We start from the raw sequence: 15,938 nt of genomic DNA on the forward strand, positions 1-15,938 counted from the left end.
TCCTCTCAACCTCGTTTTAAAAAAGACCTGGAATACCAAACCCTGTAACTTTTTGCATCTCTTCTTCTACCATCTTATCAACCTTTCTTATAGCTTCATTTACACATGCAACTATCAAATCCTGCAAAGTTTCCACATCTTCCGGGTCAACAACCTCCGGTAATATTTGGATACTTTTTATCTCTTTTTTGCCATTAATAACAACTTTAACAGCACCACCGCCGCTACTTACCTCAATCTCCCTTTGATTTAACTCCTCATGCAACTTTTCTATTTCCTCTTGCATCTTTTTTGCCTGTTTCTGGAGCTGATTTATATTAAAGCCACCACCAAGCCCAGGAAACCTATTTTTTGCCATTAAAGTTTTACCTCCTTGTTCATCATTTATTTCTTCAAGAAATACTTTAATATTATACAACAAAAATTTTAGACCCTTCCATATCTTTTTTAACAACAATTCGCTGGTCAAATGCATCCATTAAATCCTCAATGTGGGTTATAACAAGTATAGTGTCAAACTGGTCTTTGATTCTATTCAAACATTCAACAATGTGGTCTTTTCCTTCTTCATCTTGAGATCCAAAACCTTCGTCTAAAATTAGCATCCTTATAGAAGCACCTGCTCTTTTGAGAAGTACCTTTGAAAGAGCAATTCTGATAGCAAAATTTATCCTGAAAAGCTCTCCTCCTGAAAAAAGCTCATAGTTTCTTGTACCGTTTGCATCAGAAATTTCTATCTGGAGAGTTTCTATTGTTTTTCCAGATGCCGTTTCTCTTTGGGTTTTAAAATCTATTGAAAATGCGCCGTTTGTCAGAATTTTTAAAAGTCCATTTGCTTCATCTTTTATCTGTGGCAAAGTATTTGCAATTATTTCGTTCTTTATTCCATCTGGTCCGGTGATATCAATTATTATGTCATATATTTCAATCTTTTTTTTCATCTCCTCTATTTCATTTTCAAGGCTTGAGAGCTTCTTTTTAGCCTCTCCAATTTGATTTAGTTTCTGCTCAATTATTCCCAATTCTTTCAAAACAGAATTGAGATTTTCTTGAAGATTTTTTATCTTATTTTCACAGCTCAGAATATCTGACTTTACTTTTTCAAGCATCATATCGTGTGCAACAGAAGATAAATTTGCTATCTCCTGCCTCAAATTCCCAAGCTTTTCAAAAAACTCTTTTTCTTGTTCTTGATACTCAAGTATCTCCTTTTTTAAATTCTCAGCTTTGACCTTGTTTATAGTAAGCTCATTAAAAAGGCTTTGATATATTTCAAGTTCTTTTTCTCTTTGTAAAAGCTGGGTGTAGTAATTCTCATCAAAATTTAAAACAGAAATCTCTCTTTTTATGCTTGCCATCTTTTCTTTCAGTCTCTCTACTTCATCTTCACAAAGCTTTACACTTTGGGTTATCTGGGCTATTGAATTTTGTAGATTAACAATGTTTTGTGTTTTCTGATCCACCTTGGCTTTCAGGTTTTCAAACATCCCGTGAAGCTTTTTTTCTCTTGCCCGAAGAAGTTCTTCAAGTTTTATTTTCTCTTCAAGCTCAGAAAACTCCTTTCTTAGAATTTCAAGTTTTTTGGTCAAACTATCTCTTCTTTGTTTAAATTCTTTTCCTTGGGCCGCAATTTCATTTTTTATATGTTCTTTTTCTTCTTGACCATTAATCTGGCGTAAGCATACTGGGCACCTTCCCTGATTTGCCTCTATAAGTCTGTAACTTGAAGCAAGCTCTTTTAATTTGTTTTCCACTACCTCTAACAATTTTTCATGTTTTACAATTTCCTCTCTTTTCTTCTCTTGTTCCTGTTTATACTGCTTTACTTTTTCCAGCTCATTTTCGACCTTCGAAATTTCTACCTCCACTTTTTTCATCTCTTCCTCATACTTTGAAATCTCAGAAGTTTCTTTATTCAGTTGTAAATTACTCTCTTCAATACTCTTTTCAAATATCTTTTTCTGATCCAGTTTGTTTTTTATATCCCTTTCATACAAAACCATCTTGTTTTTAAGCTCAATATACATTTCATAATCCTTTCTCTTAATCTCAACCTTTTCTTTTATCATCTCATACTCTTTAACCATTGCAGTTATCTTATCTTCTTCATTTAACTTTTCCTCAATTTTTAAAAGCTCTTTTCTGGCAGTTTCAATCTTATACCTTATCTCCTCAGCTTTTCTCTGATGTTCTGTCATTTCATTCTTTTTCTGACTCAATAAATGAAGTTTTTGTTCTATTTCAGACCTCTGCGAAATAAGGGCATTTAGTCTATTTCTCAAACCGTTTAATTCAGCTTCTATTGCGGTTCTCTTCTTTTCCAAATCAGCCATCAAAGATTTTATTGACTCTTCTTCTGACAAAATCTTATTTTCCTCCTCTATTTCTTTGTTCTTTATATCCAGCAAAACTTTTATCTCTTTTCGTTTTTCTTTTGCAAGTTCATTTATCCTGTCATATATACTCAGGTTCAGTATCTTTGCAAGAATTTCTCGCCTGTTTTCTGGCGAAGAAAGTAAAAAATCTTCTGTTCGTTTTTGAGAAAGATAGGCAGAATGCAAAAAGACATTAAAATCTATCCCTAAAATATTCTGAAGCTTTATTTGGGTTTGGGTGTAAGTTGCTTCATTGATAGGTATGAGACTGTCTGCTTTTCTAACAAAAAGCGAAAGGTACTTTTTCCCTCTTCTATCAAGTCTTCTCACAACTTTATATATGGTCTTATTCAATTCAAATTCAAATTCAACCTGCATATAATCCTTATGTGAGTTTATATACTCTGTTTCTGCAACTTTTCCACGCTTGCCTGTTTGAAGTCTTTCAAACTCACCAAAAAGCGCCCAGGCAATTGCCTCAGCAATAGAAGATTTCCCATTGCCATTTTTCCCTATGATACAGGCAACTTTTATATTACTAAAATCAATCTCGTTTTGAGTCTCTTGATATGATTTGAAATTTTCAATCCTCAAAAAAAGAGGTCTCAAATTTCATCCCCACCTCTTTATTCGCTTTCATTTTCCTGCACTTCATACAAAAGCTTTTTGAATTCTGATACAACTTTATCTTTATTCTCTATACCCGTGTATTTTTTGCTTGCTGATAAAAATTTTTCAAAGGCATAAACAGGGTCTGACTTCTCGTCAACCTCAGTTATTCTAAAATCTTTCTTTGAATCAACTACTTCAATTTCAATAGGCGCTAAAACAAAACATCTGTCTCTCAAAAACTTTTCAATAAGCCCAACGTCAATCTTTTCTTTTATCAAACTTTGAGTTTTTATTATGAGCTTTACAACCGAAACCTGAATACTACTTGAAGTATTTTGCTCAAACATTTGTATTTTCTCTTCTATTTTGTCAAGAAGCTTTTTATTGAGATTTTCTACTTCGTCTTCAAACACATCAATTTCTAACTGGCAAAAAGGTCTTACCTTAACAGGTTGAAACTCAAACCTAAAGCTATCTTTGCCTATCTCAAACACAACAAACCCCTTGCTGTCGCTTGCTTCAGAAAAATCTATCCTGTCAGGTGATCCACAATACAACACAGTAGGGTTTGCTGCATGTAAAATCTGAGGTTTGTGGATGTGACCAAGGGCCACAAATTTCAACTTTGCATTTAAAAGGCATGAAAGAGGCACTTTTACATCTTTGCCAAGCATAATTGATCTTTCACTGCCAATCTGCGCCTCTACCACAGTAAAATGCCCTGCAAGGATTGTTGGAATATTGTCTTCTAAAGAGTCTAAAATCTGGCCAAGCTTTCTCTCAAAAAAGTTAGCTGCTACCAGATCAAACTCTTCTGTATTTTGAGGAAATGTCTCATCCACAAACCTTTCAAGGTAAAGGTATGGCACAGCCACAATGCGAAGCTTTTCACTTCTTATTTCAAATTCTTTGACTTCAAACGGTTTGTCCATTACAACAATATTTGGCTGGTCGAATATCTCAAAGACCTTTATAGAATGGTCTTTTGTCTCAAATGGATGCATATCATGATTGCCTGGAATTATAATGACCAAAACACCTTCTTTCGAAATATCCACAATCCTCTTGTAAAACATATTCCTCAGCGTAGAGTTCGGTTCCCTGTCTTTAAAAATATCGCCTGTTATAAGCAAGAGGTCAATGCTGTTTTCTCTTATAAACTGCAATATTCTGTCAAATGTTTTGAAAAAGTCATGTACACGTGAGCCAAGTCCGTCTGGAGTCTCTTTGCTGTAAGTTGTCACACCAAAATGAAGATCTGCTGTATGAACACCTCTTATTGCCATTTTATTCTCCCTCTTGAAAAATTTTTAATAGTCCATCTCATCAAGCCACTTCTTAGATGCCTCTATCGTTTTTTCGTACTTTTCGTCCACCTCATGTTTTGGAGCATAAATTGAAACAAAATCATAAAAGCTGTTATCATACCCCCTTGTTTTGATTGCAATTGGCATTGGAACTGCATGACCTATCAGTAAAGCCTGCTGTTTTGAATCAAGTGACTCTATAATTGATCTTAGCTGTTTGCTATTTTTCATACCAGCAAGTGCACTTGTAATGTCAGCTTCATCAGAAAGTGCTAGAACCACCCTTGTTCCAATTTGTGATGCAATCTCGCTGTCTATCTGAGAAGGTCTCTGGTCTATACACATAAGGCTTACCTTTGCTTTTCTCATCTCTCTTGCTATTGTTCCAAATATTGTCTGCTTTGCAACATCGGGCGATAAAAATCTGTGTGCTTCTTCAATTGCAATCACAAGTGGCCTTGGAGGAGAATATTTTTGTCTGTTTGAGATATACCTTTCGTACATCTCCATATATCTTTGGTAAATACGTCTTGATAAGACGTTTGTAACAAAGAGGTAATTAAGTAATTTGTCACTCTTGCCAAATGTTATATCAACACTTATACCTTTTTGAAGATAGTTTAAAATAATATCAATTGAGTTTGTACCAGGTCGTCTATCATATCTAAGGTAGGGTAATTCTTTTAACACAGAAAGCTTTCTGATAAGTGCCAAAAGCGAACTTCTGTTGACTACTGCTTCGCTGTCTTTAAACCTCTCTGCTAAGTCCTCACCATTTGTAAGTATTTCTTCAAGCCAGTGTTTACCCTCTGTCTCCAACTTATTTTTCAGTGCAATCATAACCTGCTGTGCTGTCTCATTGAGGTTTAGTTCTTCTGCAATTGATAAAATATCCTCGATCTCAACATCTCTAACATCAATCTCAATCGGCAAAACACCTGCCATTGACGATAAATTTTCAATTGTCATTATCTGGACTTTGCTTCCAAAAAGACTTTTAAGCCCTTTAACAGGCCGGTTTTCCTCATCAACGCTGTCAGGTCCATGGTCTGAGTGAGCATCAAAAATGAGAAGCGATGCCTTATCACAAAGGATAATCCCTGCCATCAATAATCTTGCAATAAATGATTTTCCTGTACCAGTCCTGCCGTAAATGCCACTGCTTCGTTCAATAAATCTTTCCATGTCTATGCATACTGTAGAGCTTTCGTCCATGTCAAGAACACTTCCAACTGGAAAATAACGTTTTGGATTTTTTTCAAAACTCCCAAACACATCTGAAATATCATCATAGGTAGCTCTTCTAACACTTGAAGCATGAACGGGTATGTTTCTTATAGGCTGATTTTTCTTTTCCTCAAGGTCGTAAGAAAGAACTGGCTGTGCCTTAAACACGGTGTAAATAGAAGTCCCCCTTGTAATCCTGTTCAAAAGCAGGCTTGAGTTTCCTCGCGGAAGTTCTGACAAAGCTTGCTTGTTCATGCCCTCTATTACCATGTCGGTAAGCATACAGTAGTACTTTCTCTTTTCTGTTTGGCTAACAAGAATTGCTCCAATCCTTGTACTTTCCACCACAGAATCATCCTCGACCTTTATTGCAAGACCTTCTGAATACGAACCACCTATGATTTTGCCAATTCTGTTCTCTTCATACATACTACTTGCCATATCTCAATCACCCTTCTTGTACAGTCATTATCAGATTCTCTAACCTTTCAATTATAGGCTCAAGAAGATTGAGGTCATATTTAAGATAAGCGTTCAAGCTTTTTCCCATCTGTTCTATATAGTAATAGTCTTTTCCTCTTGCAAGATATGCAAAAAAGAGCATCCATGGAACAACCTCGATTATATCAATATCTTTTGCCTTTAGTACAGAATTTAGAAAAAGACCATTTTGAGTGGCAAGAAGAATTTCTTTTTGGTTTGCCAGTTCAACCAAACTGTGAAGTCTTATACTTTTGTCAGGAAGACATCCAACAAACTTCTCATCTACTATGTAACCAAGAACAACGCATTTAAAATAACCTTTCAAAATCTGGCTAATTTGTGGATACTGCTTTTTAATCTCTTCTGGTGATTTCCATAAAGCTCTCGGGTATCCTCCCTCAGATATGCTGCCGATATCATATCTTGTAACACACCCGACCACTGTGTAATCATCCAAATTAAATTTTATAAACCTTCCAGGTGTAGGTATGTTGTTCAAATCCTTTGCCTCACAAGTAAGCTGTGTAAAAGAGATATCTATTATCTCACCCACTATCATCACTAAAACTACTCCTTTTTATATTATTCTTTTTATCTTGTTGTTCTTTTTAGCAGAGTAGTGCACAAGATTATCTTCAAAACTTTGCAGCATGCTTTCTATCGAATCCTTGTCGTCTTTAGATATTACAGAAAATTCATGAGCATGTGTCAAAGATATGGGATAACCAAACCCCAGCTGACACTGATGGTAAATAGCACCAATAACATTTTCAAACCAAACCTTATCGTTCGCTATATAAAGCGGAAACTCTATTCGAGCTATTTCATAACCTGTATTCAAATAAACAAAGCCTATATCGGTCTTTTCAAACTCATCAAAAGCTCTACCTAATGTGTAAAAGATGTTTGAATACTCTCCTTCCCTAAGGCCGGAAAATAAAACGACATCCTTTATTCTGCCTATCTTTTCACACTCTCTTTTTTGCTCCTTTGGACACTCTCTACAGTTTATCCTTGGTTTTTCACACATATGTATTCTGTAAATATTAGAAATAATCGAATTTTTAGGGACAGAAATAAAACCGCACACGGCTATTTTCTTTTGCTCTGCCAGGATGAATATCCTTTCAAGAATAGCATTTGCTTTTCTGCCAAAACGCATACCTTGCCTGTCTTGCGACCAGTCAACAAGATTGCCGTCGTAAAGCACTATTTTGAGCTTATCTGTTTGAGTACTCTTTTCTATATACTCTAAAATTGCCTCAAACTCTTTTTGTTGGCGCTCTTGTGATATCTCAGAAGAATTTTTAAAAGTAACATCGTCTTTGTCAGAATATAATTCCTGGTCGAGGTAAATGTAGGGAAAAGTTCTGTACCAAAATCTACTTTCTTTTTCTCCATAGGCAATAAAGACACACGCTATGTTCAGCACATAGTAAGGTGTTAGATTATGTCTATCTATTTCTGTATTACTGCCATCTACTGCAAAGACCTCATACTCAAGATTCAAATGACATCTGTGAGATTTCAAAAATTCATCGTAATTGCTATAGTAGGGAAGGCAGAATAAAATCTCATTTTTCTCGTCCTTGCTGGGAATTTTTGCAAGAACACTTTGAATTTTCTTCTCATCTGCCGATTTTAAAAATGCGAACACATTTTCCATATTTGATTTTAGCTCTTTTTTGTGTTTTGCTAAAATCTCTTTCTTCTCATTTATCTGTTCAGATAAACTATAAAGGTCTAACATCTTATCACATCCAAAAAGTCATTCTTTACTTTAATTAAATTATATCTCTTTCTTATCATTATATCAAACATTTATTCGTAAATCAAAACAACTGCATATGCTGAAATCCCTTCTTCTCTTCCTTCAAATCCCAATCCTTCAGTTGTTTTTCCTTTTATATTTACCTGCGTACTTTCAATCTTGAGACAATCTGCAATTTTATTTTTCATCTCATTAGTATATGGAGAAATCTTGGGCCTTTGGCTAACCACCGTAGAATCTATATTCACTATTTTCAAGTTTTTCTCTTCTAAAAGCTTTGCAACTTCTTTTAAAAGAAGCAGGCTGGAAATGTCTTTATACTTTGGGTTGCTGTCAGGGAAAAGTTTCCCAATATCATTTTCACCCATAGCACCAAGAATAGCATCAATTATGGCGTGAATTAAAACATCCGCATCTGAATGTCCCAGAAGTCCCTTTTCGAATGGTATTTCAACTCCGCCCAATACAAGTTTTCTTCCCTCGACAAATCTGTGAACATCATACCCAATTCCCACTTTAAACATTTGATTTAAACTCTCCTTTCAAATATTACATCTTCAATCCCAAATCTCATTTAATCAGCCCTTCAACTTTTCCTCAAGCTCTATCAATAATGGCAAGTAATCACTTTTTATTCTATCAAATATTATTTTAGCAATACACTCATCATAGGTGCTGACCACCAAGCTCCTGTCTTCAATCATCTTTAGCCATTTTTCTTGATTTTCAATCAAGCCCACTGAAAATGCTTCTTTGAAAACTGCTCTGGGTGAAGAAATACTTACTATGCCTTGATATTCCAAATACGCCTTCAATAATTTCCAGGCAAGCTCATAGGTAAATTCAAATCTTTGAATAGTACCATCATACAAAAGAGGATTATCGCTTCTTTCTTCTACTACTTCTTTCAATCTTAAAAGTGCTTCTGAAAGTTAGCAAACCTTTCTTTAATTTTTTCCAAATTATTCATCCTCCATTTTCTTTTTGTCCTTTTAACATCTCGATATTTAAATTATATCACACATGAAAAAGAGCTCTTAGTCTTTCAAAAAAATTTGACATACAAAGAATCTTAATGGTATTATTAAATAAACACCACAAGTGAATAGCTCATAATATATTAATAGATAGAGGCGCGTCTTTTAAGAGTAGGCAGGTGGATGTGAAAGAAGACACAGATGAAACCTGCTGAAAGGAAAAGACGCCGAAGGGAGTTTCTTTCTTCTTGGAAACTACCCTGGGTGCATGGAGAATATCCATGCAACTGTCACCAATTGAAAAATTGGTGGAGCGCTATCTGTTAATATATTGTATGGCTAATGTACAATATATTAACAGAAGCTGGCTCAAAAACCAGCTTTTTTTAGTTTTACACAAACACATTGAAACACAACTTTAATTTTTGAAGAGGAGGTTTACAGTAAAGTGGCAAAGAAAATCAGAATGGCAATAGTTGGCGCAACAGGCATGGTTGGAAGAACATTTTTAAAGGTTTTGGAAGAGAGAAATCTGCCGGTTGAAGAATATTTCCTCTTTGCATCAAGCAGGTCAGCAGGGACAAAAGTTGAGTTTATGGAAAGAGAATACACAGTTGAAGAGTTAAAAGAAGACTCATTTGACAGGGGCATTGACATTGCTTTGTTCTCTGCCGGTGCTTCAACATCTCTTCACTTTGCTCCAATTGCAGCATCAAAAGGCTGTATTGTAATTGACAACTCAAGTGCATGGCGTATGGAAAAGGATGTTCCTCTTGTTGTACCGGAGGTCAACCCTGAAGATATTAAATGGCACAAGGGAATTATTGCAAACCCTAACTGTTCAACCATCCAGGCAGTTGTTGTTTTAAAACCTTTGCATGACAGGTACAAAATAAAAAGGATTGTGTACTCAACATACCAGGCAGTTTCAGGTGCAGGATATCAAGGATATTTGGATTTAGAAGAAGGATTAAAAGGTGCTCCGCCAAAGAAGTTCCCATACCCAATTGCAGGAAATGTTATTCCTCATATTGACGTATTTTTAGAAAATGGATATACAAAAGAAGAGATGAAGATGATAAACGAGACAAGAAAGATTTTACATGATGACTCTATAAAGATTACTGCAACAACTGTGAGAGTGCCTGTTTTCAACGGTCACAGCGAATCAATAAATGTGGAGTTCGAAAAGCAGTTTGATTTAGAAGAGTTAAAAGAAATTCTCAAGAGTGCTCCAGGCGTGGTTGTTCAGGACGACCCTGCAAATCTTTTATATCCGATGCCAATTTATGTTTCTGGAAAAGATGAAGTATATGTTGGAAGAATCAGAAGAGATGAGTCTGTTGAAAGTGGGGTCAATCTATGGGTTGTTGCAGACAATATAAGAAAAGGAGCAGCAACAAATGCTGTTCAGATAGCTGAAAAGGTAATAGAATATTTCTTTAGCTAACTGAAAAGTGGCTATAATTAAAAAGTTTGAATAAATTGGGAGGTTTTATAGGCTATGGCACTCTTTAAAGGTTCAGGTGTTGCCTTAATAACACCTTTTAAGGATGAAGAGAGTGTAGACTTTGAAACGCTTGGAAGACTTGTTGACTTTCATCTTGAACACAAGACAGATGCAATCATTGTATGTGGCACAACTGGAGAACCCTCAACAATGCCAGATGATGAGCATTTAGAAGTAATCAGATTTGTAATTGACAGGGTAGCTGGTAGAAAACCTGTTATTGCTGGTGTTGGTAGCAATCACACAAAACATGCCGTTTATCTTTCCAAAAAAGCACAGGAGCTTGGTGCAGATGGTCTTTTGCATGTAACACCATACTACAACAAGACAACTCAAAAAGGATTGATTGAACACTTTCAAAGAATAAATGAAGCTGTGTCAATTCCTATTATTGTTTACAACGTACCATCAAGAACAGGGCTAAATGTCTTACCAGAAACTATGAAAGAGCTTGCAAAACTGCCAAATATAAAAGCAATAAAAGAAGCAAGTGGCAACATCACACAGGTTGCTGAGATTGCTATGCTCTGTCCTGAAATTGATATCTATTCTGGAAACGACGACCAAATAGTACCCATTCTCTCTGTTGGTGGAATTGGCGTTATTTCAGTGCTGGCGAATATTCTACCTGATGAGACACATGACATTGTTGAATATTTCTTAAACGGTGAAATTGAAAAAGCAAGACAGCTTCAGCTAAAGCTTCTTCCAATAATCAAAGCACTCTTTATTGAGGTAAACCCAATCCCTGTTAAAGAAGCTATGAACATGATGGGATTTAATGTCGGAAAACCAAGGCTGCCGCTTACTACTATGACAGAAAAGAATAGAGAAATTCTCAAAAAAGCACTTGTTGACTATGGTATTTCGGTAAAGGAATGAGAATAAAATAATAACAAGGATTGGATGTGAGACACAAATGATTAGCATTTTACTTAACGGTTGCAATGGTAAAATGGGTCAGGTTGTTAGCAGAGTTGCTAAGAACTATGATAATATCAAAATTGTTGCAGGGGTTGATTTAAATACAGCAAAAATCTTTGATTATCCGGTTTATAAAAGTCCTGAAGAAGTGGTTGAAAACTTTGATGTCATAATTGACTTTTCTCTTTCTGAAGCAACAATGAAAATACTTGAGTTTGCAAAGCAGAAAAACAAACCAGTTGTAATAGCAACAACAGGCTTTACATCTGAACAGAAATCCAAAATTTTTGAATGTTCAAAACAAATTCCTATTTTCTGGTCTGCCAATATGTCTTTGGGAGTAAATCTTGTTGCAGAGCTCATTCAAAAGGCTTACAAAGCTCTTGGTCCTTCATTTGATATTGAAATCATTGAAAAGCACCACAATCAGAAAATAGATTCACCTTCTGGCACAGCCCTTATGCTTGCTGATGCAATAAACGAGATTGCAAATAATTCTTATGAGTATATCTATGACAGGCATACAAGGAGAAAGAAAAGACAGCAAAACGAAATTGGAATTGCATCAATACGCGGTGGAACAATTGTGGGTGAGCACAGTGTTATTTTTGCCGGCCCTGATGAGATTATCGAGATAAAGCACACAGCACTTTCAAAAGAAATCTTTGCAAACGGGGCAATCAAGGCTGCAATGTTTATGATAGGCAAAGGCGCGGGTATATATAATATGAAAGATTTGATTAATTCAATGTGAGGTGTTTTAAATTTGAAGCCTGTGACAAATTTAAATGTCACCCAGAACGTTGCAATGATAACCCTTGACAATGTCCCCAATAAAATTGATTTAATAGCCTCCATCTTTAATGAAGTGGCAAACCATGGAATAAATATTGATATGATAAGCCAAACAGCACCCTATAAAGGAAGTATAAATTTATCATTTAGCCTTGACGAAGAAAACGTACCAAAGGCAATATCAGCACTCAGCAAGTTCAAAAAAGAGATCCCTCACCTGAGAATTGATATCGTGTCGGGCTTGAGCAAGCTTTCTATCTTTGGTGAGGCAATGAAAGACATTCCGGGCGTTGCAGCATCACTTTTCACCACTTTGGCTGAAGCAGGTGTTGAGCTTAAGATGGTAACAACAAGTGAGGTTGACATATCATATTTGATTGACCAGAAAGATGAGGAAAAAGCTGTTCAGATTATAAAAGAAAGATTTGATTTAAAGTAGGTTGTGTGCATGCTGCCCAAAACTGCCTTTGAAGTTGGGGCAGCTTATTTTTTTTGACAGTATTGAATTTTGGTCTTCCACTTAGTATTATTGAAAAATAGAAGTGTTTAAAACTTAAACATCAGGAGGAATGCTGATTGGCAACAGGAGCAAAATACTATCACTCTTGCATAAATTGTGGTGGGATAAATACAGATACAAGAAACGAAAAAGGACTCCCATGCGAGGAGTGTCTGGCACAAGAGCAGCTTAATGAAAATATATTTGAGTCATTAAAAAAGAAAGGGTCCTTGAAACATTACCAACTATACTGGAATTTTCAGCAAATCTATAGTATGTTTGAAAAGTTTTTTGAGCTTATTTTCCACAAACCCATGACGGGATACCAAAGAACATGGGCAAGACGGTTTTTGCTTTCAAAAAGCTTCACGCTTGTTGCCCCAACAGGAGTTGGTAAAACCACTTTTGGACTTGTAGCAAGCCTTTTTTCAGCGCTACATGGTAAAAAATCAGCGCTTGTATTCCCCACAATCTCACTTGCCCAGCAGTCTTTTGAAAGACTCAACCAATTTAAATCAAAAATCCAAAACGCAGATGCCATTCGTATCTTGTTATTTAACTCTTCCATGACAAAGAGCGAAAAGGAAGAGTTTGAGCAAAGGTTTTTATCTCAAGATTTTGAAATACTCATTGTATCTTCTCAGTTTATTTCAAAAAGAAAAGATGTTCTCTCAAAAATGTTTTTTGACCTTGTATTTGTAGATGATGTAGACGCTATTTTGAAATCTTCAAAGAACATCGATACACTACTTCAGATGATAGGCTTTTCAGAAGATGAGATTGAAAAAGCAACCGAAAGATTGAGAAGCAAAAATAAAGAAAATGGGCAAGATACAGTTTCAAATGGTTCTAAAAATAAGGGAATGCTCATAGTATCCTCAGCAACAGCAAAGCCGCAGGGATTAAAGCCTCTTCTCTTCAGAGAACTCTTGGGTTTTGAAATTGGCAGATTTACATTTAATATAAGAAATATAACCAATATAAGAATCAAAAATAAGTCAAATGAAAAATTGCTTGAAATAATCAATATCTTAAAAGATGGTATACTTCTGTTTGTCAACACTGAGGAAGAAGGAAAAGAAATTGTTAAATTTCTTTTAGAAAATGGTATTAAAATTGGAGCTACATGGAATGATTTTGAGAAGGAGTTTGAATTTTTCAAAGAAGGAAAGTTGAATGTCATCTGTGGCGTTTCTTCTTACTATGGAAAGCTAATAAGAGGAATTGACTTACCTTCACGCATAAAATACTGTATCTTTTGGGAAACACCTTGTTTTAGATTTTTGATTGACATGGATAAAGCTCCTCGATTTGTACTTGAAAGGGTCTTTGTTGAATACCTTGATAATCATCCTAAGCTTAAGGAATATTTTAAAAACGTTGAGTACTTACAAACAGAAAAGCTTAGACAGCTTGTTTCAAAATATATATCTTATGAAGATTACAGCAAAATTGTAAACAAAATATTCTCGCACCTGAAATTAACCGACGATGGTAAATTAATTATTCCAGACGTTCCAACATACATCCAGGGTTCTGGAAGAACCTCGAGAATGTTTGGAATGAACCTGACAAAAGGAGTTTCAATTCTTTTTGAAGAAGATGATACTATTTTTGAGAGTTTAAAGTCACGACTTATGTTTTTGCTTGATGAGGAATGGATTGACGAAAGCGAAGTAAATCTTGAAAGTCTAATAATGGAGGTAGAAGAAAGCCGAAAAAGCCGAAATGAAGATTTTAACGTAAACGACACAAAATCAAGACTTATGATAGTTGAATCCCCAACAAAAGCTGATACAATATCAAAATTCTTGGAGAAAGCCTCAACAAGAAGATATGGTAAACTTTCTGTATATGAATCGATAACACCGGAAGGAATTTTGCTTATCACTGCATCAAAAGGGCATGTGTACGACCTTGAGACAAAAAAAGGGCTGCACGGTGTTGAGTACCATGATGGAAAATTCATTCCCTATTACAACTCTATTAAACGCTGCATGAAATGCAATACACAATTTACAGATGAGCTTGATAGCTGTCCCAAATGCGCATCCAATACAATTGATGATAAAAAAGAAATCTTAAAAACATTGCGTGAGCTTGCGCTTGAGGTTGACGAAGTATTGATTGCAACAGACCCTGATGTTGAAGGAGAAAAGATATCATGGGACATTTCACAGTATATAAAGCCTGCAAATAGTAATATCAAAAGAATTGAAATGCATGAAATTACACGCTATGGTCTTGACAGTGCCTTGAAAAACCCACGACAGTTCAACACAAACCTTGTAAAATCTCAAATTGTGCGAAGAATAGAAGATAGATGGATAGGATTTGAGCTTTCTTCAAAGCTTCAAGAAAACTTTAAAAGTTACAATCTTTCTGCTGGGCGCGTGCAGTCAACCATCCTTGGCTGGATTGTTGAAAGAGAAAAGGAATATGCAAAAAGTGAAAGAACATTTACCCTTTTAAAACTTGAAAATGGATATAGTCTTGAAATTGAAGGAGAAGAAGAGTGCGAAAGAGTAAAAGCAGAAGTTGTTGATCAGAAAATAGAAGAAATACCTGCACCTGCCCCATTTTCGACTTCTTCTTTGTTATCCTTAGCTTCACAGAAATTAAATTTGGGTGTGCAGCAAATAATGGAGATTTTGCAGTTTTTGTTTGAGCACGGCTTTATCACTTATCACAGAACAGACTCAACAAGGATTTCAGCAACAGGCCAGAACATTGCAAGAATGTTTTTGGAAAAGGTGGGTAAAAAAGAATTGTTTTTACCAAGAAGTGTTGGAGATGAAGGTGCTCATGAAGCAATAAGACCTGTAAAACCTATATCACCTGAGGAACTAAAAGAGCTTGCCTATGAAAAATATGCACAGGGTATATCACAAAATCACATAAAAGTTTATCAGCTCATTTTCAACAGGTTTATGAGCAGCCAAATGAAAAATCCTAAGGTTTTGGTTCAAAAAGTACATTTTAGAATCAATGATATTGAAATTGTCAAGGACATCCCTGTAAAAATAGAAGAAGAGGGCTGGCTGGAATTTCTTCCTATGCAGATTTACCCTTTGTTTGAAAATAAGGACTACAGCATCACTGACAAGCGAAGTTATAAAAAACATACTATTCAGCTTTATACCCAGGCAAGCCTTATTGACGAAATGAAACAGAAAAACATAGGAAGGCCTTCAACATATGCAAAGATGGTAGAAACACTTTTCAAAAGAGGGTATGTTTTTGAAGATAGCTTTAGAAGAATAAGGTCAACATCGCTTGGTAAGAAGGTATATTCTTATCTTTCACAAAAATATGGTGAATACGTAAATGAGCAAACCACACGCGAGCTTGAAAAGCTCATGGACATAGTAGAAGAGGGAAAAAGAGATTACCAGGAGATTTTACAAGAACTTTACAATGATATAAGTGTACTTTTAAACAAGTAAAAAAGATTGTGT

13 protein-coding genes and 1 riboswitch are annotated in these 15,938 nt (G+C 35.5%); of the genes, 5 read left to right on the forward strand and 8 right to left on the reverse strand.

Translation table 11 applies throughout. The features are described 5' to 3' along the window. Positions 1–16: 16 nt before the first annotated feature. The 8 genes from CALHY_RS08060 to CALHY_RS08095 all read right to left on the reverse strand — a co-directional run bounded on the left by CALHY_RS08060 (position 17) and on the right by CALHY_RS08095 (position 8,686). Entirely contained in the window at positions 17–358 is a 342-nt protein-coding gene (locus CALHY_RS08060) for a YbaB/EbfC family nucleoid-associated protein (RefSeq protein ID WP_013403472.1), read from the reverse strand. Between the two features lie 52 nt (positions 359–410). After that, positions 411–2,984, reverse strand: a complete 2,574-nt coding sequence (locus tag CALHY_RS08065) for an AAA family ATPase (RefSeq protein WP_013403473.1) — start codon at positions 2,982–2,984, stop codon at positions 411–413. Positions 2,985–3,001: 17 nt separating this feature from the next. Next, complete coding sequence (locus tag CALHY_RS08070) at positions 3,002–4,273, reverse strand: metallophosphoesterase family protein (protein ID WP_013403474.1); 1,272 nt, start codon at positions 4,271–4,273, stop codon at positions 3,002–3,004. 24 nt (positions 4,274–4,297) lie between these two features. Further along, positions 4,298–5,962, reverse strand: coding sequence for an ATP-binding protein (locus CALHY_RS08075; RefSeq protein WP_013403475.1), 1,665 nt, complete (start codon positions 5,960–5,962; stop codon positions 4,298–4,300). A gap of 7 nt (positions 5,963–5,969) precedes the next feature. Continuing rightward, positions 5,970–6,563, reverse strand: coding sequence for a hypothetical protein (locus CALHY_RS08080; RefSeq protein ID WP_013403476.1), 594 nt, complete (start codon positions 6,561–6,563; stop codon positions 5,970–5,972). Positions 6,564–6,581: 18 nt separating this feature from the next. Continuing rightward, positions 6,582–7,754 carry a DNA double-strand break repair nuclease NurA gene (locus CALHY_RS08085; RefSeq protein ID WP_013403477.1) on the reverse strand — a complete coding sequence of 391 codons (1,173 nt, stop codon included), beginning with the start codon at positions 7,752–7,754 and terminating at the stop codon, positions 6,582–6,584. 71 nt (positions 7,755–7,825) lie between these two features. After that, entirely contained in the window at positions 7,826–8,299 is a 474-nt protein-coding gene (gene ispF / locus CALHY_RS08090) for a 2-C-methyl-D-erythritol 2,4-cyclodiphosphate synthase (protein ID WP_013403478.1), read from the reverse strand. Positions 8,300–8,353: 54 nt separating this feature from the next. Continuing rightward, the gene (locus CALHY_RS08095) at positions 8,354–8,686 is read right to left on the reverse strand and encodes a nucleotidyltransferase substrate binding protein (protein WP_238524507.1); all 333 of its coding nucleotides are present in this window, start codon (positions 8,684–8,686) and stop codon (positions 8,354–8,356) included. Positions 8,687–8,895: 209 nt separating this feature from the next. Beyond that, positions 8,896–9,079, forward strand: a riboswitch (Lysine riboswitch). Between the two features lie 139 nt (positions 9,080–9,218). Between CALHY_RS08095 and CALHY_RS08100 the strand changes: the two genes are divergently transcribed. The 5 genes from CALHY_RS08100 (at position 9,219) to rgy (ending at position 15,926) form a co-directional block, all read left to right on the forward strand. Continuing rightward, a complete protein-coding gene (locus CALHY_RS08100) occupies positions 9,219–10,202 on the forward strand; it encodes an aspartate-semialdehyde dehydrogenase (RefSeq protein WP_041723399.1) in 984 nt (327 codons plus the stop codon). A 54-nt stretch (positions 10,203–10,256) separates the two neighbouring features. Next, positions 10,257–11,144 (forward strand): 4-hydroxy-tetrahydrodipicolinate synthase, encoded by an 888-nt coding sequence (gene dapA / locus CALHY_RS08105; protein WP_013403480.1) that lies wholly within the window; start codon positions 10,257–10,259, stop codon positions 11,142–11,144. 37 nt (positions 11,145–11,181) lie between these two features. After that, positions 11,182–11,940, forward strand: a complete 759-nt coding sequence (dapB, locus tag CALHY_RS08110) for a 4-hydroxy-tetrahydrodipicolinate reductase (RefSeq protein WP_013403481.1) — start codon at positions 11,182–11,184, stop codon at positions 11,938–11,940. Positions 11,941–11,952: 12 nt separating this feature from the next. Beyond that, positions 11,953–12,420, forward strand: a complete 468-nt coding sequence (locus CALHY_RS08115) for an ACT domain-containing protein (protein ID WP_013403482.1) — start codon at positions 11,953–11,955, stop codon at positions 12,418–12,420. A gap of 137 nt (positions 12,421–12,557) precedes the next feature. Further along, the gene (gene rgy / locus CALHY_RS08120) at positions 12,558–15,926 is read left to right on the forward strand and encodes a reverse gyrase (RefSeq protein ID WP_013403483.1); all 3,369 of its coding nucleotides are present in this window, start codon (positions 12,558–12,560) and stop codon (positions 15,924–15,926) included. Positions 15,927–15,938: the final 12 nt, after the last annotated feature.

Source organism: Caldicellulosiruptor hydrothermalis 108, from assembly GCF_000166355.1.
In the GTDB taxonomy this organism is placed as follows: Bacteria; Bacillota; Thermoanaerobacteria; order Caldicellulosiruptorales; family Caldicellulosiruptoraceae; genus Caldicellulosiruptor; species Caldicellulosiruptor hydrothermalis.